Raw genomic sequence first — 25,394 nt, forward strand, 5'->3', positions numbered from 1 at the left:
GAGGGGAATTAGGCTTCCGCTTTCTTCTTTGGGGCGGCTTTCTTGGCGGGGGCCTTTTTAGCCGCGGCCTTCTTCGCTGGAGCCTTCGCCTCAGCCTCGTCCTTGGCCACTGCCGTCTTGGCAGGCGCCTTTTCGCCGCTGGCTTCTTGGCGGGCGCTTTCTTCTTCTTCGTCGCTGGCGCCGCGGCGGCGCGTGCGTCGATCAGCGACGCCGCTTCCTCGAGCGTCAGCTGGTCCTTCTCGATCGACTTGGGCAGCGTCGCGTTGGTCGTACCGTCGGTGACGTAGGCGCCGTAGCGCCCCCTCCATCAGCTTGATCTCCGCCTCGGTGCGCGGATGGTTGCCGAGCACCTTGAGCGGGGCCTGAGCCCCCCGCGCGGTGCGTCCGCCACCCGCGGCCGCTTCGGCAAGCTTCACCACCGCGGCGTTCATGCCCGTCTCGAACACGTCCGCCGTCGTCGTCAGCCGCGCGTATTTGCCCGCGTGCTTCAGATGGGGCCCGAACTTGCCGATCGTCGAGATGATCGGTTCGCCGGTCTCGGGATGGTTGCCGACCGTCCGCGGGAGCGACAGCAGCTTGACCGCCCACTCCAGATTGAGCTCCCCAATGTCCTTCGGGATCGACGCCATCTTGCGGTCTTCGCCTTCGCCGATCTGCAGATACGGGCCGAAGCGTCCCGACTTGCGCTCGATCGGCTGACCCGTGTCGGGATGCGTGCCGAGCGTCGACGGGCCGGCATCCGCCTCGGCATCGCCACCGGGCTGTGCGAAACGACGCGTATATTTGCACTCGGGATAGTTCGAGCACGCGATGAACGCGCCGAACTTGCCGCCGCGCAGCGCCAGCTGGCCCTCGCCGCAATTCGGACAGAGCCGCGGATCGCCGCCGTCAGCCTTGGCCGGGAACAGGTACGGCGCGAGGAAGGTGTCGAGTTCCGCGGTGATCGCGGACGGCTGCTGCTCCATCACCTCGTTGGTGCGCGGCTTGAAATCGCGCCAGAACGCGTCGAGCACCGACTGCCACTGCGCGCGGCCGCCGGAGACGTCGTCGAGTTCTTCCTCCAGTTCTGCCGTGTAGTCGTAACCGACGTATTTCTCGAAGAAGCGTTCGAGGAACGCCGTCACCAGGCGCCCGCTCTCCTCGGCGAAGAAGCGGTTCTTCTCGATCCGGACATAGGCGCGGTCCTTCAGCGTCTTGATGATCGACGCGTAGGTGGACGGGCGGCCGATGCCGAGTTCCTCCATCCGCTTGACCAGCGAGGCTTCCGAGAAACGCGGCGGCGGCTGGGTGAAGTGCTGCTCGGCGTCGACCTTCTTCTTGGCGGGCGCATCGCCTTCGCGCATCCGCGGCAGGCGGCGGGCGTCCTCGTCGGCCGAGTCATCCGACCCTTCTTCGTACAAGGCGAGGTAGCCGGGGGAAGAGCACGACCTGGCCGGTGGCGCGCAGGATGTTGCGGCCGGTGCCGTCGGCCATCTCGACGGTCGTGCGCTCCATACGGGCGGACGCCATCTGGCTGGCGAGCGCGCGCTTGAAGATCAGGTCGTAGAGGCGCGCATGATCGCCGCCGCCGGCCTTGTCCTTGCCGAAGTCGGTCGGGCGGATCGCCTCGTGCGCTTCCTGCGCGTTCTTCGCCTTCGACTGATATTGACGAGGCTTGTCCGGTACATAGCTCGCGTCGAAGCGGTTCGCGACGGCGAGGCGCGCGGCGCTGATCGCGCTCGAATCCATCTGCACGCCGTCGGTACGCATGTAGGTGATCGTGCCGTCCTCGTAGAGGCCCTGCGCGATCCGCATCGTGTGATCAGCCGAGAAACCGAGTTTCCGCGATGCTTCCTGCTGCAACGTCGACGTCGTGAACGGCGGCGGCGGGTTACGCGTGGCGGGCTTGGTCTCGACCGACTGGACCGAGAAATTGCCGTCGAGCACGGCCTGCTTGGCGCGCAGCGCATCGCCTTCGTTGCCGATCGAGAGGCGGTCGAGCTTGTTGCCCTCGAACTGCGTCAGGCGCGATGTGAACGCGGTGCCGTCATGCTCCATCTCGGCGGTGACCGACCAGTATTCCTGCGGCTTGAAGACATCGATCTCGCGCTCGCGCTGGACGATCAGGCGCAACGACACCGACTGGACGCGGCCGGCGGACTTGGCGCCGGGCAGCTTGCGCCACAGCACCGGCGAGAGCGTGAAGCCGACGAGGTAATCGAGCGCGCGGCGGGCGCGGTAGGCGTCGATCAGATCGTCGTCGAGTTCGCGCGGGTTCTTCATCGCCTCGGTGACGGTGGCCTTGGTGATCGCGTTGAAGGTGACGCGCTCGACCTCCTTGGGGAGCGCCTTCCTTGCCCGCAGCACTTCGCGGACGTGCCACGAGATTGCCTCGCCCTCGCGATCGGGATCGGTCGCGAGGATCAGGCGGTCGGCGACCTTGGCGAGATCGGTGATCGCCTTCAGCTGCTTCGACTTGTCCGCGTAATTCTCCCATGTCATCGCGAAGGCATCGTCGGGATCGACCGAGCCGTCCTTGGGCGGCAGGTCGCGGACATGGCCATAGCTGGCCAGGACGCGGTAATCGCTGCCCAGATACTTCTCGATGGTTTTGGCCTTGGCGGGCGATTCGACGATGACAAGCTGCATGGGGAAACCGGGGTCCTTACGTGTACGCGTACGAGGGTGGGGACGAAGGGGCGGTGCCGTCAACCCGGGGTGGGTCTGAGCGAAGTACGCAGATGAGGACGCAGGCGCTGCTTTTCGAGAGGGGTTTCTGGGGGGGCTTTTCGAGAGGGGTTCCTGGGGGCGGGGTATTTCCCGGATTATGCCGGCGCTGCTGGCACAATATCCGTGTCGGTATGATGACAGTAGACCAATCCCTTTCGTTGCGCCCGACCAGATCAGGCGCAGAGATCGTTACAATTGACGGTCCTCAGTCATCCCTTTCACCGGCCGCTATATCTGGTCGCGCGCACAATTTTCGTCCAGCTTCCTGGCTACCGCAACCAGATACCTCGTTTCGCCAAGGACTTGCAGTTCGACGTAATCATGATGGGTTGCTGCTGGAAGGCGCGAGCCGATGTTCTTCACTGGACCGGGAGGATAGAGCATGACCCGACATGACCTCGCGATAGCGAAATGGAAGTGTTCGTTCCTTGCCAAAAATATCGTCATCCTTCGCCAGTCGGATCCGGAGCCTCATATCCTCAACCTGATCGCCTCGCACCAGCACGAACTGGACCTGCTGCTTGCGGCTATCGCGAAGACGCATGAAGCAAAGGACTGGGCTGCGGCCTGGATGGCGAAATCGCAGACTGAGGGTAGCGTGGGCTTGGCGGCGTCCTGAAAGCAGGACGATCAGCGCAGGCTGGCTCGGCCGCCCGCATGACGTTCCAGATGGCCGCCGAGTTCGAGTTCGAGCAGCACGGTCTGGACGACCGCCGGGCTCAGGTGCGACTGGCGGATGAGTTCGTCGATCGTCACCGGTACGGGGCCGAGCAGGTCGGTGATCCTGCGGCGCTCGGTATCGGTCGCGTCTTCCGGGGGCGAGGCGGCGTAGGCATCGATCGGGGAGCGGACCGAGCGCGGGTCGAACGGGCGGATCTGTTCGAGGATGTCGGCGGCGGATTGGACGAGCGTGGCGCCTTCGCGGATGAGCAGGTTGCAGCCTTGCGCGCGGGGATCGAGCGGGCTGCCGGGGACGGCCATGACTTCGCGGCCGGATTCGTTCGCCAGGCGCGCAGTGATGAGCGAGCCGGACTTGGGGACGGCCTCGACCACCACCGTGCCGATCGCGAGGCCGGCGATGATGCGGTTGCGCGAGGGAAAGTTGCGCGCCTTGGGCTCGGTGCCGGGGGGCTGTTCGGCGAGCAGCAGGCCTTCGGTGGCGATGCGGTCCTGCAAGGCGGTGTTGTCGGGCGGGTAGGCGATGTCGATGCCGCTGGCGATTACGCCGATCGTGGCCCCGCTGGAGCCTCCGCCGAGCGCGCCGGTGTGCGCGGCAGTGTCGATGCCGCGGGCGAGGCCGGAGACGATCGTCGTGCCCTCTTCGGCGAGTTGCAGCGCGAGCTGGCGGGCGAAGCGGCAGGCGGCGGCGGATGCGTTGCGCGCGCCGACCATCGCGATGCAGGGGCGGCTGGCGTGGGCGATGTCGCCGCGGAGGATGAGGGCCGGGGGTGCGGTCTCGATCTCGGCGAGCAGGCGGGGATAGTCCGGGTCGTCGAGGAAGAGGTAGCGGGCGCCGAGCCTGGCGGTGGCGGCCATTTCGCGTTCGGCCATGGCGGCGTCTGCGATTTTCGGCACGCGTCCGCCGCCGCGTTGGGCGAGCATCGGGAGCGCTTCGATCGCGGCGTCGGCGCTGCCGAAGCGGGCGATGAGCTGGCGATAGGTGACCGGTCCGATCCCGGTCGTGCGGATGAGCCGAAGTCTTGAGACTGTTGGGTCAGTCACTCTTTTGCCGGTTGGAGCCGATGCGTGGCTCGGTGCCCGAGCACAGGCGGTCGACGTTCTCGCGGTGCTTCCAGAGGACAATAAGCGCTAGCGCGAGGAGCAGCAGGACGAGGTCGAAGCGACCGAACAGGGCAGCTGCGAACGGCGCGCTGAGGGCTGCGGCCATGCCGGCGACCGAGGAGATGCGCAGGCCTGCGAGAAGTCCCAGCCAGACTACCGCGTAGACCAGCCCGAGCGGCCAGTGGAGCGCGACGACGATGCCCATCAGCGTAGCAACGCCTTTGCCGCCCTTGAACTTTAGCCAGACGGGGTAGCAATGGCCGATGAACGCGCCGGCAGCCGCAAGCAGTGCGTTGCCGGGGAACAGGTGTGCGACCAGCAACACGGCGACCGCACCCTTGGCCATGTCGAGCAGCAGCGTGGCAGCGGCGAGACCCTTCCGGCCGGTGCGCAGGACGTTGGTTGCGCCGATGTTGCCCGAGCCGATCGTCCGCAGATCACCTGCGCCGCCGAGCCTCGTGAGGATGACACCGAAAGGGATCGAGCCGAGCAGATAGCTCAGCACGAGCGATAGCGTGGGCGCGACCCAGAGAATTTCCGTCTGCAACTATGTCCCCCGTTCTGGAGGGGCTTATAAACGACGCGGGGCTGACGGCAAATGGCGTGAATTTCAGCGAGGGACGCCAAGTGGGCCGACGTGCTCCCCTCCCTGGAAGGGAGGGGGCTGGGGGTGGGTAGGTCGGCTCATGTCGCGAGGTTTGCGGATGCGGAAGCCGACCCACCCCTAACCCCTCCCTTCCAGGGAGGGGAATATGTTGCTCTGGTTTACCCCTGTTAATTCATCCTAAGGACCGCGCATGGACACGCGCCCCATCCTGTTTTTCGATTCTGGTGTCGGCGGGCTGTCGATCGTCGGTCCGGCGCGCGCCGCGCTGCCCGATGCGCCGTTCGTCTATGCCGCCGACTCGGCCGGCTTCCCCTACGGGACCAAAAGCGAGGCGGAGATTGCGGCGCGGGTGCCTGTGCTGCTGGGGCGGCTGGCGGAGCGGTATCGGCCGCGGTTGATCGTGATCGCGTGCAACACCGCCTCGACGATCGCGCTGCCGGTGGTGCGCGCGGCGCTCGACCTGCCGGTGGTCGGGACGGTGCCGGCGATCAAGCCCGCCGCGCTGCTTTCCAAGACGCGGACGATCGGCGTGCTGGGGACCGAGGCGACGGTCCGGCAGGCGTATGTCGATGATCTTGCCGCGAAGTTTGCGGGCGATTGTACGGTGCTGCGTTACGGCTCGGCGGCTCTGGTCGAGATGGCCGAGGCGAAATTGCACGGCCGAGTCGTCGCGCCGGAACGTTATGCAGCGGTGCTAGACGGCTTGTTTTCGCAACCCGGCGGCGGCGCGATCGACATGATCGTCAACGCCTGCACGCATTTTCCACTAGTGGAAGCGGAGCTTGCAGCCGCTGCTCCGGGTGTGCGCTTCGTCGATGGCGGACCGGGGATCGCGCGACGGATCGTGCATCTCATGCAGGGCGAATCATGGTCGGGAGCGGGGGAGGCCACTGCCGTCTTCACCCGGTTGGGCGACGAGGAGCGCGCGCTCGGACCCGCCTTGGCCGCGCACGGGTTTGGCGGGATCGAGCAGCTTTAAGCGTTAACCTGGGACAATGTGCCACCTTGCGTCGTAGCCGCATCGTGGCAATGTGCTGCCAGGATGAGGAAAGCGATCACCGTAAGAGCGGTATTGCGCTGGAAACGAGTGAAAGCGAGGCGTAGTGCCCAAGGCCATGATTAGCGACGGCATTCCGGCAACGGATTCGATCAAGGGTCCGCGAGTCGATTATTCGCGCGTTTTCACGCAGGCGATCGACCGGTTGCATGCCGAAGGCCGCTACCGCGTGTTCATCGACATCCTCCGCAACAAGGGTGCCTTTCCGAACGCGCGCTGCTTCGCCGGGCATAACGGGCCGAAGCCGATCACGGTGTGGTGCTCGAACGATTATCTCGCGATGGGCCAGCACCCCAAGGTGATCGCGGCGATGGAAGAGGCGTTGCACGACGTCGGCGCGGGCTCGGGCGGCACGCGCAATATCGGCGGCAACACGCATTATCACGTTGATCTCGAAGGCGAACTTGCCGACCTGCACGGCAAGGAAGCGGCGCTGCTGTTCACCAGCGGGTACGTCTCGAACGAGGCGACGCTGGCGACGCTGGCGAAGGTACTGCCGGGCTGCATCATCTTTTCCGACGAGCTGAACCACGCGTCGATGATCGCGGGCATCCGCAATTCGGGCTGTGAGAAGCGGGTGTTCCGCCACAACGACCTCGCGCATCTCGAAGAGCTGCTCGCCGCGGAAGATCCTGCGGTGCCCAAGCTGATCGCGTTCGAGAGCGTGTATTCGATGGAGGGCGACATCGCGCCGATCTCCGCGGTGTGCGATCTCGCCGACCGGTACAATGCGCTGACCTATTGCGACGAAGTTCACGCGGTCGGGATGTACGGCGCACGCGGCGGCGGTATCTCGGAGCGGGACGAGGTCGCGCACCGGATCACGATCCCAGAGGGGACGCTGGGCAAGGCGTTCGGCGTAATGGGGGGCTATATCGCCGCCGATCGCACGATCGTCGACGTGATCCGCAGCTATGCACCGGGGTTCATTTTCACGACGTCGCTGTCGCCTGTACTCGTCGCGGGCGTGCTCGCGAGCGTGCGGCATCTGAAGGCGTCGAGCGTCGAGCGCGAGGGGCAGCAAGCGTCGGCCGCGATGCTGAAGGCGATGCTGAAGGACGCCGGGTTGCCGGTGATGATCGGCGATACGCATATCGTGCCGCTGATGGTCGGCGATCCGGTCAAGGCGAAGAAGATCAGCGACGTGCTGCTCGCCGAATACGGCGTGTACGTGCAGCCGATCAACTATCCGACCGTACCGCGCGGTACCGAGCGGCTGCGGTTCACGCCTGGGCCGGCGCATACCGAGGCGATGATGCGCGAACTGACGGATGCGCTGGTGGAGATCTGGAGCCGGCTGGACTTGCGCAAGGCGGCCTGAGGCGGGGCGAGCCCCAAAGGAGAACCTGTTTCAGTCGATCGTGATGGTGCCGTCGGTACCGGGTACGTCGAGCGGTTCGCCAAACCCTACCGAATGGAACCGAGTGTAATCGCCCTCCACAGGCTTGGCATAAACGTGCACCACGGACCGAGTGCCATCGACGACCCAGTAATGCGGGATACCACCGCTCGCATAGGCGAAGCGCTTCATCGTGGTGTCGCGCGCTACTGAGGTTTCGGCGACCTCGATGACAAGCAGAAACGCGTCGGCGACTAATAGGTGGTCGCCTTCAACCGGTTCGCGCAACACCGCTACGTCGCAGCCGAGTACGGTGTCGTTGCCGAGATCGACGCCAATTTCGCCCATGATCTGAGACTCGGGCAACAGGCGCGACAGCCGAATAGCGATCTTGGCTTGGCGTGCGGCATGCGCCGTTTGGGGCGGGTTCTTCCGTTCGAGTTCCCCATCAACCAGTTCGACCTTGATGTCGTCGAACGCGCCGGTCTCACCCATGCGCAGAAACTCGGCGGTCGTAAAACGCGCCCTGGTCTGCTGATCGGTGCGGAGAATAACGGCGGATTTATTCATAGCCGAGTCGTACCACGAATCCGAGGTTCCGACGAGTCACCCGGCAAACCGTTAAAGCGCGGCGGCCAGCATCGTCAGGACGCCAAGACCGAGCGACAGGGGGTATGCGTAAGGCCATCCAGCCGGGTGGCGCGATGCCGGCACGGACCAGTGAGCGGTCGACGAGCAATGCGGCGATCAGGCTGATGCCGAGCACGACCAGCGACGGGCCGGGCCAGCGCAGGCCGACCATCCAGGGCCAGGCGGTGACCAGCGCGATCAGCGAGGGGGCGACGCTCGCGAACCACAGCCAGCGCGGCGGCGAGTCGGTGCGCGCGGCGAGGCCCCACCACAGGCCACCAAGGAAGCTCAGGATGATTGCGGCATAGGCGTAGGCAATCGCCAGCGCGGAGAACCGGCTTTGCGGATCGCCGCTCAGCAGCAGCGCGACCGCCGCGAGTTGCGGGGAGGAGGCCGCTCAGCCCGAGCAGGCGCGCGATCGGCGGGATGCCGCCGGTCGCGGTAGGTCGCTCGGGCATCAGACGCGGGCGACCACGCCGGTGGCGACGACCGGGCCGGTCGGCAGGCCGGTCGGCGAGCCGCCGAGCGGTTCGACCGAGATCGCCAGCGTCGCGCCGGGGGCTATGCGACCGCGGTCGACGCCCTTGGGCGCGAGCGAGGTCGGGCGGCTCGAGAGCAGGCCAAGCGAATGCGGCACGCCGTCGCCGCCGATCACCCAGAGCTGCGCGACGCGGGCGTCCGGAACGCCGGGGCCGGCCGCGACGCGGAGCGCACCGTTTGCGGGATCGTACACTGCTGCAACCGGCGACTTCGCATCGCCGAGCATCGCGACGAGTACGCTGGTCGGCCGCGCGACCGGGATCGGCTGCGAGACGGGCACGGTCGGCTCTGGGCGGACCATGACGAACAGCAACAGCGATGCAGCGATCGCGCTGGTGACGGCGGCGAGCGCCGGCCATGCGAAGCGGCTCGTTTGCGCGGGCGCTGGGGTTCCGTCGAGACTGGCTTCGATCCGGGCAGCGAGATGCGGCGGCGCGGCGCGTTCGGGCCAGAGGTCGAACAACGCCGCCAGACGCGACCGCCACCATTCGACCTGCGCGGCGAAACCGGGTTCGGCGAGCACGCGGCGCAACGCTGCCCCACGCTCCTCGCCGTCGAGCAGGCCGAGGGCGAGTTCGGCGGCGGCAACGTCCTCAGGCACGCCGGTGTCGGTGGTCGGATCAACCATCGAGGCAATCCTTCAGGCGGGCGAGGCCGCGGCGGACCCAGCTCTTCATCGTGCCCAGCGGCACGGCGCGCTTGATCGCGAGTTCGGCGTAGGTGATGCCGTCGAAGAACGCGGTGCGGATCGCATCGCGCTGTTGCGGTTCGAGGCCGTTCAGGCACTCCATCAGTTCGCGCGACGATTCGCTCGCCAGCATGCCCGCCTCGGCGCCTTCGCCGGGATCGGCGATGTCGGGTGCGTCGTCGAGCGGGCTCGTGCGGCGGACGCCCTGTGCGCGCTGCCAATCGATGGCGCGGTTGCGCGCGATCGTCGCCAACCAGGTTATCGGGCTCGCGCGACCGGGTTCCCAGGCACCGGCGCGTTTCCAGATCGTGAGATAGACCTCGTGCAGCACATCCTCCGCGGCTTGGGCGTTGCCACAGATACGGTGGGTGATCCCGAAAAGCTTCGCGCTGGTCAGCGTATAGAGCTCGCGAAACGCGTCGCGGTCCTCCTGGCCGGTCCGCAGCAGCACTTCTGAGAGGTGCGCGCGGGCGGCGTCGGCGTTCGCCTGGGCGGCGTTGGCCCGTGCTGGGGGGGCATGTGCGATAGTCACGGTCGGGAACCTAGCGGCTAAGTCCGTCGCGGCAATAGCCTTCGCCGGGCTTCACCGTGAGGCAGTCGGTTTTGCCGAACAGATATTTGAGCCCGGTCGCGTCGCCGTTGGTCGGGCGCAGGGTTTCGCGGATGCCGTTGCGATCGAACGATATCGTGTCGCCGGTCGCGGTGCCGTCGAACTTGCCCTTGTTGTCGAGATCCCATTGCATCGTCAGTGCGTACTGGCCGGGTGTGGCCTTGGGGGGCGATGTCGAGGACCATGCCTTCGACGCCGAGCCAGCGGCCGGCGTAATTCGGCGCCTTGGACTTGGGAGTGGCGGGCTTGGGAGTGGCGACCTTGCGCTCGACCGAGCCGGCGGACGTCATGTTGCCGTCGCTGCTGGTATCGGGGGCTGGGCCGGAACAAGCGGTCAGCGCGGCGGCGGCGAGCAGGGTTAAGGCTTTCATGGCGCTTCTCCTTGGGGGGCAAGGTCGACAGTCAATCATGCGATCCTCCCCCGCAAGGGGGAGGTGGCACCGAAGGTGACGGAGGGGGGAGGATACGTAACAGATGTGGGCTCATTCCTCCTCCTCCGTCTGGCAAGCGCCAGCCAACTCCCCCTGGCGGGGGAGGATCGTTGCGGTTCACCGGCCGCGTTCGCGAACAGGTGTGGCAAATCGGCGCTCGGGAGGGTAGGGGGCTGGGCACCCGATCCCCCGTCACAGGAATACGCCAGGTGCGCATCGCCATCGCGTCCGATCACGCCGCCGTTTCGTTGAAAGCGGTGCTCGCCGCTTGGCTGCGCGAGGCGGGGCACGACGTGCTCGATCTTGGTCCCGAAGGCAATGCCAGCGTCGATTATCCCGACTACGGGTTCAAGCTCGCGTCGGCGATCGCCGATGGTAGCGCGGACCGCGGTATCGCGCTGTGCGGTTCCGGGATCGGTATTTCGATCGCCGCCAACCGCAACCCCGCCTGCCGCTGCGCGCTCGTGTCCGAACCGCTGTCGGCGAGCCTTGCGCGCATCCACAACGACGCCAACGCCATCGCGATGGGCGCGCGCCTGATCGGCGAGGAAATGGCCAAGGCGTGCGTCGAAGCTTTCCTGTCCGCCGATTTCGCCGGCGGCCGTCATCAACTCCGTGTCGACAAACTTTCCACAAAGGTCCCCGCATGAGCACTCAGCCCCGCGAACTCCACGACGTCCAGCCCGACGGCTTTTTCACGCGCGGCCTCGCCGATGCGGACGCTGCCGTATTCGCCGGCGTCGCTGCCGAACTGGAACGCGAGCAGACGCAGATCGAGCTGATCGCGTCGGAGAACATCGTCTCGAAGGCGGTGCTCGAGGCGCAGGGCTCGGTTTTCACGAACAAATACGCCGAGGGCTATCCAGGCAAGCGCTATTACCAGGGCTGCGCGCCATCGGACACGGTCGAGACGCTCGCGATCGAGCGCGCCAAGCAGATCTTCGGCTGCGGGTTCGTCAACGTGCAGCCGCATTCGGGCGCGCAGGCGAACGGCGCGGTGATGCTGGCGCTGGTGAAGCCCGGCGACACGATCCTCGGCATGAGCCTCGATGCGGGCGGTCATCTGACGCATGGCGCGAAGCCGGCGATGTCGGGCAAGTGGTTCAACGCGGTCCAGTACGGCGTCGATGCGACCACGCACCTGATCGACTACGACCAGGTCGAGGCGCTGGCGGTCGAGCATCAGCCGAAACTGATCATCGCGGGTGGTTCGGCCTATCCGCGGACGATCGACTTCGCGCGCTTCCGCGCGATCGCGGACAAGGTCGGCGCGTATTTCATGGTCGACATGGCGCATTTCGCCGGGATCGTCGCAGCCGGCCTGCACCCGACGCCGTTCGGCCACGCGCATGTCGTGACGACCACCACGCACAAGACTCTGCGGGGGGCCGCGCGGTGGCATGATCATGACGAATGACGAGGGCGTAGCGAAGAAGATCAACTCGGCGGTGTTCCCGGGGCTCCAGGGTGGGCCGCTGATGCATGTGATCGCGGCGAAGGCGGTCGCGTTCGGCGAGGCGCTCCAGCCCGACTTCAAGAGCTACATCGCCGCGGTCGTCGAGAACGCCAAGGTGCTGGCGGCGACGCTCAAGGAACGCGGTTCGGACGTCGTCTCGGGCGGCACCGACACGCATCTCGCGCTGATCGACCTCACCCCGCTCGGCATCACCGGGCGCGATGCGGACGAGGCGCTGGAGCGTGCGGGGATCACCTGCAACAAGAACGGCATCCCCAACGATCCTTTGCCGCCAGTGAAGACGAGCGGCATCCGCGTCGGCTCGCCCGCGGGTACGACGCGCGGGTTCGGCCCGGCGGAATTCCGCGAGATCGGCAACATGGTCGCCGACGTGCTGGACGGCCTCGCGAAAAAGGGCGAGCATGGGGACCCGGAAGTCGAGGCGGACGTTCGGACGCGTGTTCGTGCACTGTGCGCGCGCTTCCCGATCTATCAAGGATAAACAGCATGTCGAAGTTCGACGACGTCCAGAACGACATCAAGGCGACCCCCGGCCTCGGCAAGAGCATGGCCAAGTGGAGCGCACTCGGCGCGGTCGTGGCAATCCCGGTGCCGGTGATCGGCCCGATCTTCGGCGCACTCGCGGGCGCGGGCTACGCGTACTACAAGGGCAAGAAGAAGGTCTGAATGCGCTGCCCCTTCTGCGGACATGAAGACAGCCAGGTAAAGGACAGCCGCCCCACCGAAGACGGGGCGGCGATCCGACGCCGGCGCCAGTGCGAAGGGTGTGCCGCGCGTTTCACGACGTTCGAGCGGATCCAGCTGCGTGAGCTGTTCGTGTTGAAGAGCGAGGGCAGGCGCGAGCCGTTCGACCGGGAGAAGCTGCTCAGGTCGTTGTCGATCGCCACGCGGAAGCGGGCGATCGAGGCTGGGCGGATCGAGAAGCTGGTGAGTGGGATCCAGCGTCGACTGGAGACGCTGGGCGAGAACGACGTCACGTCGAAGCGGATCGGCGAGATGGTGATGGATGGGCTCAAGGGGCTCGATTCGGTCGCGTATATTCGGTTTGCTAGCGTTTATCGGGACTTCAGCGAGGCGAAGGACTTCGAGGCTTTTGCCGGGAGTGTCGAGGAGGTCGGGCGGGCTGAGTAATTCGCGCTCCCTTATTTGTCCTTCGATACGCGCTCTCGACTTCGCTCGATCGCTACTCGGGACGAACGGTTTGGGGAGTGGATCAGGGGCGGTGAATTGGGGTGATGCCCCATGCTCATCGGCACATCCGTGCCCCTCACATTCCATTGCAAAATAAGGCCCGCCACCCCCATTCCGTTCGTCCCGAGTAGACGTCGAGCTTGTCGAGACGGCGTATCGAGGGATAAGCCCCACCCATGACATTCTGGGCCTATGTGGTGCGCTGCGCCGACGACAGTTATTACACCGGACATACCGACGATCTTGAGCGGAGGATCGGCCAGCATAACCTTGGCGAGATTGCGGGCTACACGCAGACGCGACGCCCGGTGACGCTGATGTGGAGCCAGGAATTTCCTTCGCGGCAGGAAGCTCTGGCGGCCGAGTTCCAGGTAAAGGACTGGTCGCGGAAGAAGAAGGAAGCGCTGTTCCGCGACGACTGGGCGGCGGTCTCTGCGGCGGCGCGGAAGCCTGAGCATTCCGAACCAGTCCCTCGATACGAGGTTTCGACAAGCTCGACCTCTACTCGGGACGAACGGGATGAGGAGAGCGAGCAGGCTGGTATGGGCGAGGAAGCGACGGTCGGCGCCTCAACCCCACTCCCCGTCATAATCCTCGTCCGCCCCCAACTCGGCGAGAACATAGGCAAGGCCGCGCGGGCCATGCTCAACTTCGGGCTCACCGAAATGCGCCTCGTCTCCCCGAGAGACGGCTGGCCCAACCCCTCCGCCGGCCCCGCCGCCAGCGGCGCCGACATCGTCCTCCAGAACGCGAAGGTCTACGACAGCGTCGCCGCCGCTACCGCCGACTGCGCGCAGGTGTACGCCACCACCGTCCGCAAGCGTGGTGTCACCAAGCCCGTCGTCACCCCCGAACAGGCGTCGACAGAAATCCACGCCGCCCCCGGCCGCTCCGCGATTCTGTTCGGGCCCGAGCGCTCGGGTCTCGAAACCGACGACGTGGCGGTCGCGCGGACGATCATCACTGTGCCGATCAATCCGGAGTTCGGATCGCTCAACCTCGCCCAGGCGGTGATCCTGGTCGCCTATGAATGGTCGAAGGGGCTCACCGCCGAGCGCGAGTTGTCGCAGCCGTCGATCAACCCGATCATGCCGCCCGCACCGCAGGAGGAGCTCGACGGGATGATCGGGCAGCTCGATGCGATGCTGATGGCGGCGGGATTCTTCCATCTGCCCGACAAGATGCAGTCGACGCGGCGGACGCTGCGCACGCTGCTGACCAAGCCGGGGTGGTCGAGCCAGGAAATCCGGACTCTCCGCGGGGTGTTGTCGTCGTTGGGGGGAAGAAGCCGCGGGTTTGAAGCCCGACTGAGCGCCTCCGTTCGCCCCTCTTTCCGTTCGCCCTGAGCGAAGTCGAAGGGTGTGCCCCAAGCGAAGGTGCTTCGACTTCGCTCAGCACGAACGGGGGTGGGGTCGGGACGGGGACAGGGGACTCTTGGTGGGGCTAGCGTTTGTCGAACGCCGCCAGTTCATAGGCGATCGACGCTTCGACCAGCGCTTCCCATAGGTCCGCAACCACCGCGTCCGGCACCCCGAGCCTCACCGCCTCGGCGCGCGCATTCTCGATCACCTGCGTCTTCCGTGCCTCGTCCCGCACATGCCCGCGCTCGGGCTTGATGCGTGCGGCGGCGTCCATGTACGCGAACCGCTTGGCGAGCAACGCGACCAACTCTCGGTCGAGCGCGTCGACGCCCGCGCGGACGTCGGTCATGGTCGTGCAGTCTGGGCCGGATAGTATGGTCATGCGCCGCCTCTTGCCGAGACGCTCGCAGCCTGTCCAGCACGACCGCCGAGCTTGACTCGGACGTCCCTCCCGTCTAGGCGCCCGCCTTCGCAATGGCCCCGCACCCCGGTGAAGCGGTGGCCCTGCCCTGTCTCGTACAGCCAGCAGAGCGATACCGGGACAAATCCTGCCTTCCCCGCAAACGTGGGAACCGGTTTTCGGATCGGGAAGGCAGATCACGTTGTTAGCATTTGCCAAGGACTTACTATGTCGAAGCGTCAAAGCGCGAAGTACAAACTCGATCGCCGTATGGGCGAGAACATCTGGGGTCGCCCCAAGTCGCCCGTCAACAAGCGCGAATACGGCCCGGGCCAGCACGGCCAGCGCCGCAAGGGCAAGGTCAGCGACTTCGGTATCCAGCTGCGCGCCAAGCAGAAGCTCAAGGGCTATTACGGCGACGTGACCGAGAAGCAGTTCCGTGCGTGCTACCACGAGGCTGCGCGTCTGAAGGGCGATACCTCGCAGAACCTGATCGGCCTGCTCGAGCAGCGTCTCGACATGATCGTCTACCGCGCCAAGTTCGCGCCGACGATCTTCGCGGCACGCCAGATCGTTTCGCACGGTCACATCCGCGTCAACGGCGTGAAGTGCAACATCGCCTCGCGTCGCTGCTTCGTCGGCGACGAGATCACGCTGGGCACCAAGGCGCAGGAAATGGCGCTGGTCATGGAAGCACAGAGCCTCGCCGAGCGTGAGATCCCCGACTATGTCGCCACCGACGGCGCGGCCAAGGTCACCTTCACGCGCGTTCCGACGCTCGACGAAGTGCCTTACCCCGTCAAGATGGAGCCAAATCTGGTCGTCGAGTTCTACTCGCGCTGATCTTTCGGTATTATCGATACGAGGAAAAGGGCGGTCCCGCGGGGCCGCCCTTTTTCGTTGCGCTACATGCCGAGTGACGTCCGAAGGAATGCATCCGCTTTCGTCAGCATGGTCGTCCGCGCACTTACGTCGTCGAGCTGGTGATCCAGTCCGGCGAACTCGACCAGCTCGACCTTGCCCCCAACCGATTTCAGCCGGCTCGCCATTAGCCGGGATTCACCGATCCCGACGTTGCGGTCCTTGTCGCCGTGGAACAGCAGGACCGGCACCTTGATCTTGTCGGCATTGCGCGCAGGCGAGCCTTCGCGAATGTGTGGGCCCTGCCCGATAAAGGCGTCGACCATCTTGAAGTTGCTATAGTTCCGCGACTCTTCGCGAAGGCTGTCGAGATCGGTGACCGGCGCGATCGCGACGATCGCCTTGAACAGACCCGGATCCACCACCGACGATTGCAGTGCCGCATAGCCGCCATACGACCAGCCGACGATCGCGAGTTTGTCCGGCGTGGCGATGCCCTGCGATACAAGCCAACGGCCCGCATCGTCGACATCGCCGATCGCGGTGCGCCAGGACTGGAAGCCATTCTTCTTGAACCAAGCCGATCCATAGCCCGTCGATCCGCGGAAGTTTGGTTGCAGCACCGCGAACCCGCGCGCCGCAAAGAATTGCGATAGCCAGTCGAAGCCCCACTCGTCCCGATCACCGGGGCCGCCATGTGGCATAACGATCGCCGGCAATCCTTTCCCCGTGCTGCCGGCGGGTAAGGTCAGGTATCCGGGGATCATCGTCCCATCGGCCGCACGGAAGGTAACCGGCTTGACGCTGGCGAGCGTGGTCTTTGCAAGTTGCGGCCGTGCAGGCAGCACTTCCTCCATCTTTCGCGTCGCCCGATCGAGCAGATAGTAGCGACCCGGATCGACGTCGCTGCCCGCGAACAGCAGCAGCTTGCTTTCGTCGCTGCTCGCGTCGACGAACGTGATCAGAGGCTGGCCCGGCAGTGCCTTTCGCAGAGACGCGGCGAGGGCGCGCAACGCTGGGTCGAAGAACTCCGTCTCGCGGCGATCGGTAGCATAGGACGCGCCGACCACGCGCTTCTGTCGCCCGATCCTGATCAACTGGTCGACGTCGACATCGGCTCGAGCAAGGACGACCTCGCGCTTCAAGCTGCCGTCCAGCGCGATTTTATAGAGTGCGGTCCGGCCGTCCTTATCGTCGAAACCATATGCGACGTTAAGGAGAGAATCGACGGCATAGGGATTGAAGCCCGTATCTCCACCTCCGCCGATCGTCAGGCGGCCGAGTGGTTGCCAACCACGGTCGCCGGGTTTTCGATACGAATAGCTGATAGTGGCGGTATCGTATCCGATACCGGTCTTGGCACGCGTTCCGACGATCCGCACGACACCTTGGCCATCGCTGATATATTCGACCGCACCGCCACGCGGCTGTTCGATCGTTCGACGGGCGAGCGTGACGGTATCGATCCGTTCCACACCCAGGCCGTCGGTCTCGTTCGCCAGATGAGTTCCGGTCGTGACCTCGGGTACGAACTTGCGCGTCATCAGCACCGATCCGGCCGCGCCGTCGGCAGTCCAGTCGATCACGGTGCCGCCGTCCTGCATGACGTCCAGCGCGCGGGCGTTATCGGATGCGGTCAATATCTTCATCTTGCCGCCGTCGCTATCGAGCGCGATCGCGCGGCTGAAACCCAGTATGTTGTAGCCATCGTCGGCTACGGTGACCATCTGACAGACCAGTCGGGTCGTGGTCGACCAATGGCAATCGGCGAGATGATCGGGGTTTCCCGATGCGGTCAGGATCGTCCTCGGATTGCCGCCCGCGACGAGATCGGCAATCTGAAGCGCTTCGCCGCGGCCGTTCGTGGGCACGACCAGCGCGACGTGCGTGCCGTCCGGCGACAGGCTGATCTGTCGGATGGCTTCACGAGCGCCGAAGGCGGCTGCGGTCGGTCCGACGGGGTCGGGGGCTGCCTGCGCTGGCGGCATTCCAAATGCCACGCAGACGGCAGCACTCGCACGAATTGCAAATCGTAACCGCATCGCCGTTTCCCCCAATGTCCCCTTTGGGTATCCTATCGACGCCGGGCAGCACGGCAAGAGCAGCGGCGCTTGCGCGGTATCGGGCGCACTGCCAAAACGCGTATGACTTAACGGGGATATGTAGATGCGCGCTGCCATTTTGCCTTTGCTGCTGCTCGGGACCGCCGCGTCCGCGCAGACCACCCCTGCGATCTCGGTGGAGACGTTGAAGACCGTCACGCAGGTGCTGTCGTCGGACGCGTATGAAGGCCGCGCGCCGACTACGCCTGCGGAGGCGAAGACGGTCGCGTACATCGTCGAGCGGATGAAGGCGGCGGGGCTGAAGCCGGGCAACAAGGGGTCTTGGACGCAGGACGTGCCGATGGTGGAGATCACCGCCGGCAACGTCGCGCCGTTCACCTTCACCGGCGGCAAGGCGCCCGTCAGTCTTGCCTATCGCACCGACATGGTTGCGGGGACGTACCGCGTGGCGCCCAAGTCTGCGGTGGCGAATAGCGACGTGGTGTTCGTCGGCTACGGCATCACCGCGCCCGAGAAGGGCTGGGACGATTATGCCGGCACCGACGTGAAGGGGAAGACCGTGGTCATCCTCATCAACGACGCGGACTGGCAGACGATGTCGCGCGAGGGGCCGTTCGAGGGCCGCGCGATGACGTGGTACGGGCGCTGGCCGTACAAGTTCGAGAATGCGGCGAAGCACGGCGCGGCGGCGGCGATCATCGTCCACGATACCGAGCCGGCGGCGTATCCGTGGGCGGTGGTGCAGTCGTCCTGGACCGGGCCGCAGCTCGAGCTGGACGAGAAGGGCGATCATCTCGACCAGTCGCAGATCGTCGGCTGGATGCAGAAGCCGGCGGCGGAGCGCGTGTTCGCGAGTGCGGGCAAGGATTACGCAACGTTGGCGGCGGCGGCGAAGGTGAAGGGGTTCAAGGCGGTGCCGCTCGGGCTGAAGTTCGGTGGAGGGTTCGACAACACAATCAAACGGCAGGCGTCGAAGAACGTCATCGGCGTGCTGCCGGGGACGGCAGCGCCGAACGATTATGTGATGTATTCGGCGCACTGGGATCATCTCGGGCGCTGCGACGCCGTCGATGGCGATGACATCTGCAACGGCGCCTTGGACAACGCGAGTGGGGTCGCCGGGCTCGTTGCCTTAGCCGAGGCTCAGGTCAAGGCGGGGCCGGCCAAGCGCTCGATCGCGTTCCTGGCGGTGACGGCGGAAGAGTCCGGGCTGCTCGGGTCGCGCTATTATGCCGAGCATCCGATCTATCCGCTCGCGCATACCGTCGGCGGGGTGAACATGGACGTGCTCAACGTCGACGGCCGCTCGAAGGACTTCGTGCTGACCGGCGCGGGGAAATCCGAGATCGAGGATCTGGTGAAGCCGTTCGTTGCTGCGGAGGGCCGCGTGATCGGTGTCGAGGCGAACCCGGAACGCGGCGGCTATTACCGCTCCGACCATTTCAGTTTTGCCAAGCTGGGCGTGCCGATGCTCGATGGCGGCAGCGGCGAGGACCTTGTCGTTGGCGGCACCGCGGCGGGACATGCCGCGCGCGAGGATTATGTCGCGCACCGGTATCACAAGCCCGCGGACGAATATGACGCCAAGTGGGACTGGTCGGGCGCGGTCGAGGACCTGACGATCTATTACGGGCTCGGGCGCAAGCTCGCGGACGATACCAGTCTGTGGCCGAACTGGTATAAGACCGCCGAATTCCGCGGCATTCGTGACCGCGATCGCGCAGGAGCCAAGTAAGTGACCACGACCGTCTCTACCCCCCGCCGAATGGGCGCACCACAAGGCCGTCTGGATCGGCTTTCCGAGCCATGCGGACCTGTGGCTGGAGGATCTGGAGCCCGCGCGGGACGAGGTCGTTGCGTTTGCCAGGGCGGTCCACGCCGAGGGTCGGGGCGAGACGGTGATCCTGGTCGCGGCGGACGTCGGCTCGGCAACCACCGCCAAGCGGCTCGCGCCATTCGCGCAGGTGGTGGTCGAGCCGTTCGGCGATATCTGGCTGCGTGATACCGCCCCGATCATCGTCGGCGATGGCAGCGCGCGGGACTTCCGGTTCAATGGCTGGGGCGGGAAGTACGACTTGCCCGGCGATGATACGATCGGGCAGCGGCTGGCGGAGAGCCGCCACAAGCGGGTCGAGGCGTGCGACTGGGTGCTCGAGGGCGGCGCAATCGATGGCGATGGTACCGGGACAATGGTGACGACGCAGCAGTGCCTGCTCAACCGCAACCGCAATCCGTCGCTGAGCAAGGCGGAGATCGAGGCGCGGCTGGCGTCGGATCTTGGCTACACTCGCGTGGTGTGGCTGGGCGACGGGCTGGTCAACGATCATACCGATGGGCATGTCGACAACCTCGCGCGGTTCGTCGGTGAGGGTCGCGTGGCGATCCCCAAGGCGACCGACAACGATCCGAACTGGCAGGTGTACCAGAACGCCGCGCGCGATGCGGCGGCGGCGGGGCTGGAGGTTGTGAAGATCCCGTCGCCGGGGCGCGTGCTGCGCGACGAGGAGGTCGTGCCGGCGAGCTACATGAACTTCTATATCGGCAACGCCGCGGTGGTGGTGCCGTTGTACGGGGCCGAGAACGACCAGGCGGCGGTGGTGGCGATCCAGGCGCTGTTTCCGGACCGTGATGTTGTAGGACAGCGTGCGGACCATATTTTGACGGGGGGCGGGAGCTTCCACTGCATCTCGCAGCAGATTCCGGGGTAGGTCCCCTGCAGCCGTTGGTCCTGAGTAGCCGTCGAGTAGCTCCGTAAGGAGCGTATCGAGACGGCGTATCGAAGGACAGGTTGTCGCGCGGAACCTGTACCTCGATACGAGCCCTCGATACACCCAAGCGGGGCTACTCGGTCTCTACTCGGCACGAACGGTATGGGGGTGCCGTGTTTGTCCCGTACCCTAAACCAATCACCACCCCGGCGAAGGCCGGGGCCCAATTGGGGGACGTAGCCAACGGAGGACCGTCCTTCGTTACGCCAACCTTTCCAATTGGGCCCCGGCCTTCGCCGGGGTGGTACTATGAGAGCGGGTTCAGCGGCTCCAGCGGGCCCAGATTGCTGTGGGGAGGGTCAGGCCCCGCGCTTCTTCGCGGACGCCGAGTTCGCCGGCTTCGACCTTGCCCGGCAGATCCGCGAACACCTGATTCAGCAACTCCCCGATCGCCAGCGCCGACATCCGCACCGCATAGACCGTCAGGAACAGGAACCGCGAGTTCTCGTCGAGTAGCTTGCGGCAGTCGGCGATGAGTTTGGGAAGGTCCTCTTCGAGCCGCCAGACCTCGCCCTCCGGCCCACGCCCGTATTTCGGCGGATCGAGCAGGATCCCATCATATCGCCGCCCGCGCCGCACCTCGCGCGCGACGAACTTCGCCGCGTCGTCGGTCATCCAGCGGATCGGCGCATCGGCCATGCCCGACAGTTTCGCGTTGGCCTTGGCCGCCTCGACCGACTTCTTCGACGCATCGACGTGCACCATGCGGACGCCCTTGGTCGCCATCGCTAGCGTGCCGACGCCGGTATAGCCGAACAGGTTCATGCATTCGGGCGAATCGAGCCCCGCGACGCGCTCGCGCATCCAGCTCCACACCGGCGCCATGTCGGGGAAGAAGCCGAGGTGGCGGAACGGGGTGGTTTGCGCAGTGTACGACACCTCGTTCCACTTGAGCGTCCAGCCTTCGCGGGGGACGGGTTCGGAGAATTCCCAACGGCCGCCGCCGTCTTCGTCCGAGCCGGGGACGAATTCGCCCTGCGCCTGCCAGTCGGTCGAGGCGGGCGCCCACATCGCCTGCGGCTCGGGACGGATGAAGCGGAAACGGCCATAGCGTTCGAGCTTCTTGCCGTGGCCTGAGTCGATCAGGCCGTAATCCGCCCAGGGTTCGCCGATGAGGGTTTCCAGCTTCATGCCGACGGCTTCGCGCGCTCGGTGATGTAGGCGGTGATCGCCTCGAAGGTCGCAGGCAGCGTGGCGTAGCGCTCCTCGCGGTCGAACAGGTCGCCAACGCGGGTGGGCAGCGAGGGACGGACGCCGGTAGCACGCTCGACCGCGTCGCCGAACTTGGCCGGATGCGCGGTGGCCAAGGTCACGATCGGTACGCCGACGGGGACTTCGGTGCGCAGGGCTGCGGCTAGGCCGATCGCGGTGTGCGGGTCGATCACTTGGCCCGCGTGCTCGTGCGCCCAGCGCATCGCCAGTGTCATGTCGTCTAGGTCGATGCGTTCGCTCTGGAAGAGGGCCGAGGCGCCCTGTGACTGTGCGTTGGTCAGGCGCATGGCCCCGGAGGATTCGAAGCCGGCCATCTGTTCGGCCAGCGCTGCGCCATCGCGGTCGCCGAGGTCGAACAACAGGCGTTCGAAGTTCGAGCTGACCTGGATGTCCATCGACGGGGTCGGGGTCTGCTGCACCCCCCTTCGAATAGTCGCCGGTGCTGAGCGCGCGGTGGAGGATGTCGTTGACGTTGGTCGCGACCACCAGCTTGGCGACGGGAAGCCCCATCTTCGCCGCAACGTAGCCGGCGAAGACATCGCCGAAATTGCCAGTCGGGACCGCGAACGCGACCTCGCGATCGGGCGCGCCGAGGCGGACGGCGGCGTAGAAGAAATACACCACCTGCGCCATCAGCCGGGCCCAGTTGATAGAATTGACCGCGGACAGCGCGAACTTGGTCGAGAAGGCGCGGTCGTTGAACATCGCCTTCACGAGCGCCTGCGCATCGTCGAAGCTGCCCTCGATCGCGATGTTGTAGACGTTGGGGCTCAGCACCGTGGTCATCTGGCGGCGCTGGACGTCGGAGATGCGGCCGACCGGGTGGAGCATGAAGATGTCGATCCCCTCGCGCCCCGCGACCGCGTCGATCGCCGCCGAGCCGGTGTCGCCGCTGGTCGCGCCGACGATCGTCAGGCGCTTGTCGGTGCCGGCGAGGAAGCGTTCGAAGAAGAGGCCAAGCAGCTGGAGCGCGACGTCCTTGAACGCGAGCGTCGGGCCGTGGAAGAGCTCGAGCAGCCACTGGTCGTGGTCGAGCTGCACGAGCGGAACGACTGCGGCGTGCGAGAAGCGACCGTATGCCTGTTCGCAGAGCGCCTTCAGTTCCTCGCGCGTCATCGCGTCGCCGACGAACGGGGCCATCACCGCGACGGCGGTGTCGACGTAGGATAGCCCCGCGAGCGCGGCAATCTCGTCGCGGGTCATCGTCGGCCACGCGTCGGGGAGGTAGAGGCCGCCATCGGAGGCGAGACCGGCGAGCGTTGCCGCTTCGAAATCGAGGATGGGCGCCGAGCCGCGGGTGCTGATGTAACGCATGGCCAAGCGGTTAGCGAATGGGCGGGGAGGCGACAAGCTGCCCGCACCGCTCGTTTTCCTGCGAACGCAGGAATCCAGGGTTACGAAGGAATGCGCGCGGTACCCTGCGCTCCTGCGTTCGCAGGAGAACGGCTAGCGTGGCCGGCGGCGCAGCGCGAGCGTGTAGATGATCGCGGCGATGGCGGCGAAGAAGAACCATTGGCCGGCGTAGGCGAGGTGGTTGTTCGGCACCGACGCGATGTCGGGCCTGCCGTTGGGGTTGAGGCCGGGCCCCGTAATATTAGACGGCGGGGTGTCCGCGACAAGCATCAGGCGCTGCGGGGTGTGATCGAACAGCGATCCGATCAGCGAACGGCCGTCGGGCGCGTGGCTGATGTAGCCGGAGACTTCGCCGCCGGTCCACGCGATCTTGGCCATCGGATCGCGCGTGGTGCCGAGCTGGACGATCATGCCGGGGCCCCTCCGCGCCGGTGCGGCACTCGGCGATTGCGCGGAAGCCGGATTTGCCGGCGCCGGCGAGCTTGATGGCGGTCGGCTGGAGGCAGAGGCCCGAGGCGCGGCGGAAGAGCAGCGTTTCGTCGGGGATGCGCGGGAAAGCCATTGGCGGCTTGGCGGGGTTGGCGGCGAGCTGGGCGAGGAACGCCTCCTTTTTCGGGAGGCGGTCGAGGAGTTGCCACAGGCTGAGGCCGATCATCGCCGCGATCGCGAGCGTGACGAGGATGGTCGGGATCACGGGGATGCGTCGTGCAGGTCGGGTCACTGGTCGATTCGGCCTTCGCGGGCTGCGTTGCGGTATTCGGCGGACATGAGCGCGCCCTTGGCTGCTCGGAGCGATAGGACGACCCCGCCGGCGGTGAAGGGGATCCAGATCAGCATGTGCAGCCAGAGCGGCGGATGGACTTTGAGTTCGAGCGTGATCGCGAGGGCGACTACAAGCGCGCCGAGGATCAGGGTGAGGAACGCGGCGGGGCCGTCGCCGACGTTGAACTTGCTGAAGTCGAGCCCGCAGTTCGGACAGCGATCGGCGAAGTTGGACCATTTGGCGAAGAGCGTGGGCTTGCCGCAACGGGGGGCATAGGCCTTCGAGCGCGACCTGCGCGATCGTGGGGGCGGTGGCGAGGGGGGTATTGGTCTTCGGTCACGCCGTCAGTTCCTCCATACCTTGTATCCCCGCGAAGGCGGGGATCCAGACTGGGCTCCCGCCTTCGCGGGAGAACAAGGTTGGAGTGCGAGCGTCGACTTGCAGCAGTGCCTTACCAGCAAACGCCACCCCGGCGGAGGCCGGGGCCCAGTTGGGGGGACGGTTCTAACCGAGGACAGCGCTTCGTTACTGCGACCTTGCCAACTGGGCCCCGGCCTTCGCCGGGGTGGTGCCTGCCGGGGTGGTGGCTCACCCCAAAACTAGCAAAGCTCAACCGCCGTGGACGGGGGCGCCCCAGCCGCCCCAGACGTAGACGGTGACGAACAGGAACAGCCACACGACGTCGACGAAATGCCAGTACCACGCTGCCGCTTCGAAGCCGAAGTGCTGGCGCGGGGTGAAGTCGCCGCGATAGGCGCGGACCAGACAGACGATCAGGAAGATCGTGCCGATCAGCACGTGGAAGCCGTGGAAGCCCGTCGCCATGAAGAACGACGCGCCGTAGTTGATCCCCTTGAACGGGAATGGTGCGTGGGCATACTCGTACGCCTGGATCGAGCTGAACAGCACGCCGAGGATTACCGTCAGCCACAGGCCCTTGAGCACGCCGTCGCGGTTGCCGACGCCGATCAGGCCCCACAGCCCGGTCTTCTCGCCGCCGCGCTGGTTGTGGATCAAAGCATGATGTGCCCACGTCACGGTGGTGCCCGACGTCAGCAGGATCAGCGTGTTGAGCAGCGGCAGTTCGAACGGGTTGATGACCGTCAGGCCCTTGGGCGGCCACTGCGCGACGATCGCCGCGCCGCCTTCGACCGCCCGCGTGACCGTGCCGTCGGCGAAGGTCATCGCGGTCGGGAACAGCGAGAAGTCGAAGAACGCCCAGAACCAGCCGACGAAGAACATCACTTCGGAGGCGATGAACAGGATCATGCCATAGCGGAAATGGAGCTGGACGACGGGGGTGTGGTCGCCCGCGTGAGCTTCCTTGATGACCTGCGCCCACCAGCTGTAGAAGGTGAAGAGCAGCCCGGTCAGGCCGATGAAGAAGATCCAGCCGCCGCCATTGGGCTTGTCGATATGGCCGCCGTGCATCCACATGATGCCGCCGACCGCCATGATCAGCGCCGAGAACGAGCCGACCAGCGGCCAGATGCTCGGCGGCAGGATGTGGTAATCATGGTTCTTGGCGCCGGCCATCGGTACTCCCCTATTT

General features: G+C 65.9%; 21 protein-coding genes and 5 pseudogenes. 11 read left to right on the forward strand and 15 right to left on the reverse strand.

What is annotated here, in order from left to right; translation table 11 throughout:
- Positions 1-8: 8 nt before the first annotated feature.
- Positions 9-2,628: pseudogene (gene topA / locus NHF48_RS26060) on the reverse strand (type I DNA topoisomerase).
- 463 nt (positions 2,629-3,091) lie between these two features.
- On the opposite strand from topA, the gene NHF48_RS15205 reads away from it, so the two are divergent.
- Positions 3,092-3,328, forward strand: a complete 237-nt coding sequence (locus tag NHF48_RS15205; RefSeq protein WP_253071565.1) for a hypothetical protein — start codon at positions 3,092-3,094, stop codon at positions 3,326-3,328.
- An 11-nt stretch (positions 3,329-3,339) separates the two neighbouring features.
- Here the strand turns inward: NHF48_RS15205 and dprA are convergent, their stop codons facing one another.
- Positions 3,340-4,431 carry a DNA-processing protein DprA gene (gene dprA, locus NHF48_RS15210; RefSeq protein WP_253071566.1) on the reverse strand — a complete coding sequence of 364 codons (1,092 nt, stop codon included), beginning with the start codon at positions 4,429-4,431 and terminating at the stop codon, positions 3,340-3,342.
- The gene (gene plsY / locus NHF48_RS15215; RefSeq protein ID WP_253071567.1) at positions 4,424-5,038 is read right to left on the reverse strand and encodes a glycerol-3-phosphate 1-O-acyltransferase PlsY; all 615 of its coding nucleotides are present in this window, start codon (positions 5,036-5,038) and stop codon (positions 4,424-4,426) included. The genes dprA and plsY overlap by 8 nt, the downstream gene beginning before the upstream one ends.
- Positions 5,039-5,288: 250 nt before the next feature.
- On the opposite strand from plsY, the gene murI reads away from it, so the two are divergent.
- The gene (gene murI / locus NHF48_RS15220) at positions 5,289-6,077 is read left to right on the forward strand and encodes a glutamate racemase (RefSeq protein ID WP_253071568.1); all 789 of its coding nucleotides are present in this window, start codon (positions 5,289-5,291) and stop codon (positions 6,075-6,077) included.
- 136 nt (positions 6,078-6,213) lie between these two features.
- Positions 6,214-7,476, forward strand: a complete 1,263-nt coding sequence (gene hemA, locus NHF48_RS15225) for a 5-aminolevulinate synthase (RefSeq protein WP_253072448.1) — start codon at positions 6,214-6,216, stop codon at positions 7,474-7,476.
- Positions 7,477-7,506: 30 nt separating this feature from the next.
- Here hemA and NHF48_RS15230 read toward each other — a convergent pair whose 3' ends face one another.
- The 5 genes from NHF48_RS15230 to NHF48_RS15250 all read right to left on the reverse strand — a co-directional run bounded on the left by NHF48_RS15230 (position 7,507) and on the right by NHF48_RS15250 (position 10,095).
- Positions 7,507-8,064 carry a Uma2 family endonuclease gene (locus NHF48_RS15230; RefSeq protein ID WP_253071569.1) on the reverse strand — a complete coding sequence of 186 codons (558 nt, stop codon included), beginning with the start codon at positions 8,062-8,064 and terminating at the stop codon, positions 7,507-7,509.
- On the reverse strand, positions 8,057-8,488 hold the full coding sequence (locus NHF48_RS15235; protein ID WP_342454754.1) for a DUF3429 domain-containing protein: 432 nt from the start codon (positions 8,486-8,488) through the stop codon (positions 8,057-8,059). The genes NHF48_RS15230 and NHF48_RS15235 overlap by 8 nt, the downstream gene beginning before the upstream one ends.
- A 93-nt stretch (positions 8,489-8,581) precedes the next feature.
- A complete protein-coding gene (locus NHF48_RS15240) occupies positions 8,582-9,292 on the reverse strand; it encodes an anti-sigma factor (protein ID WP_253071570.1) in 711 nt (236 codons plus the stop codon).
- Positions 9,285-9,878 (reverse strand): sigma-70 family RNA polymerase sigma factor, encoded by a 594-nt coding sequence (locus NHF48_RS15245; protein ID WP_446741216.1) that lies wholly within the window; start codon positions 9,876-9,878, stop codon positions 9,285-9,287. The genes NHF48_RS15240 and NHF48_RS15245 overlap by 8 nt, the downstream gene beginning before the upstream one ends.
- A gap of 16 nt (positions 9,879-9,894) precedes the next feature.
- A complete protein-coding gene (locus tag NHF48_RS15250) occupies positions 9,895-10,095 on the reverse strand; it encodes a hypothetical protein (RefSeq protein WP_253071572.1) in 201 nt (66 codons plus the stop codon).
- A gap of 507 nt (positions 10,096-10,602) precedes the next feature.
- On the opposite strand from NHF48_RS15250, the gene rpiB reads away from it, so the two are divergent.
- The 5 genes and pseudogenes from rpiB to NHF48_RS15275 all read left to right on the forward strand — a co-directional run bounded on the left by rpiB (position 10,603) and on the right by NHF48_RS15275 (position 14,407).
- Positions 10,603-11,043 (forward strand): ribose 5-phosphate isomerase B, encoded by a 441-nt coding sequence (gene rpiB, locus NHF48_RS15255; protein WP_253071573.1) that lies wholly within the window; start codon positions 10,603-10,605, stop codon positions 11,041-11,043.
- Positions 11,040-12,351, forward strand: a pseudogene (locus NHF48_RS15260) (serine hydroxymethyltransferase). The gene rpiB and the pseudogene NHF48_RS15260 overlap by 4 nt, the downstream one beginning before the upstream one ends.
- A gap of 5 nt (positions 12,352-12,356) precedes the next feature.
- On the forward strand, positions 12,357-12,536 hold the full coding sequence (locus tag NHF48_RS15265) for a hypothetical protein (protein ID WP_056053298.1): 180 nt from the start codon (positions 12,357-12,359) through the stop codon (positions 12,534-12,536).
- Positions 12,537-13,001: a transcriptional regulator NrdR gene (nrdR, locus tag NHF48_RS15270; RefSeq protein ID WP_056487307.1), complete on the forward strand. Its 465-nt coding sequence runs from the start codon at positions 12,537-12,539 to the stop codon at positions 12,999-13,001. It abuts the gene before it with no gap.
- A 236-nt stretch (positions 13,002-13,237) separates the two neighbouring features.
- A complete protein-coding gene (locus tag NHF48_RS15275; RefSeq protein ID WP_253071574.1) occupies positions 13,238-14,407 on the forward strand; it encodes a TrmH family RNA methyltransferase in 1,170 nt (389 codons plus the stop codon).
- 97 nt (positions 14,408-14,504) lie between these two features.
- Here the strand turns inward: NHF48_RS15275 and NHF48_RS15280 are convergent, their stop codons facing one another.
- Entirely contained in the window at positions 14,505-14,804 is a 300-nt protein-coding gene (locus tag NHF48_RS15280; protein ID WP_253071575.1) for a chorismate mutase, read from the reverse strand.
- A 246-nt stretch (positions 14,805-15,050) separates the two neighbouring features.
- Between NHF48_RS15280 and rpsD the strand changes: the two genes are divergently transcribed.
- Positions 15,051-15,665 carry a 30S ribosomal protein S4 gene (gene rpsD, locus NHF48_RS15285; protein WP_056487297.1) on the forward strand — a complete coding sequence of 205 codons (615 nt, stop codon included), beginning with the start codon at positions 15,051-15,053 and terminating at the stop codon, positions 15,663-15,665.
- Between the two features lie 62 nt (positions 15,666-15,727).
- Here rpsD and NHF48_RS15290 read toward each other — a convergent pair whose 3' ends face one another.
- The gene (locus tag NHF48_RS15290; protein WP_263816903.1) at positions 15,728-17,671 is read right to left on the reverse strand and encodes an alpha/beta hydrolase family protein; all 1,944 of its coding nucleotides are present in this window, start codon (positions 17,669-17,671) and stop codon (positions 15,728-15,730) included.
- Positions 17,672-17,849: 178 nt separating this feature from the next.
- Here NHF48_RS15290 and NHF48_RS15295 point away from each other — a divergent pair, with 178 nt between their 5' ends.
- Both NHF48_RS15295 and NHF48_RS15300 read left to right on the forward strand, forming a co-directional pair.
- Positions 17,850-19,481 carry a M28 family peptidase gene (locus NHF48_RS15295; RefSeq protein ID WP_253071577.1) on the forward strand — a complete coding sequence of 544 codons (1,632 nt, stop codon included), beginning with the start codon at positions 17,850-17,852 and terminating at the stop codon, positions 19,479-19,481.
- Positions 19,482-19,500: 19 nt separating this feature from the next.
- Positions 19,501-20,454: pseudogene (locus NHF48_RS15300) on the forward strand (agmatine deiminase family protein); the annotation flags it as partial.
- A 321-nt stretch (positions 20,455-20,775) separates the two neighbouring features.
- Here the strand turns inward: NHF48_RS15300 and NHF48_RS15305 are convergent.
- The 5 genes and pseudogenes from NHF48_RS15305 to NHF48_RS15325 all read right to left on the reverse strand — a co-directional run bounded on the left by NHF48_RS15305 (position 20,776) and on the right by NHF48_RS15325 (position 25,378).
- Positions 20,776-21,645, reverse strand: coding sequence for a class I SAM-dependent methyltransferase (locus NHF48_RS15305; protein WP_253071578.1), 870 nt, complete (start codon positions 21,643-21,645; stop codon positions 20,776-20,778).
- Positions 21,642-23,040 (reverse strand): annotated as a pseudogene (thrC, locus tag NHF48_RS15310) (threonine synthase). Before thrC ends, NHF48_RS15305 begins: the two are co-directional and overlap by 4 nt.
- Positions 23,041-23,172: 132 nt before the next feature.
- Positions 23,173-23,734: pseudogene (locus tag NHF48_RS15315) on the reverse strand (SURF1 family cytochrome oxidase biogenesis protein).
- Between the two features lie 62 nt (positions 23,735-23,796).
- The gene (locus NHF48_RS15320; protein WP_253072451.1) at positions 23,797-24,168 is read right to left on the reverse strand and encodes a DUF983 domain-containing protein; all 372 of its coding nucleotides are present in this window, start codon (positions 24,166-24,168) and stop codon (positions 23,797-23,799) included.
- A 283-nt stretch (positions 24,169-24,451) separates the two neighbouring features.
- Complete coding sequence (locus tag NHF48_RS15325; protein ID WP_253071579.1) at positions 24,452-25,378, reverse strand: cytochrome c oxidase subunit 3; 927 nt, start codon at positions 25,376-25,378, stop codon at positions 24,452-24,454.
- Positions 25,379-25,394: the final 16 nt, after the last annotated feature.

Source organism: Sphingomonas sp. H160509 (assembly GCF_024124765.2).
Taxonomy (GTDB): domain Bacteria; phylum Pseudomonadota; class Alphaproteobacteria; order Sphingomonadales; family Sphingomonadaceae; genus Sphingomonas.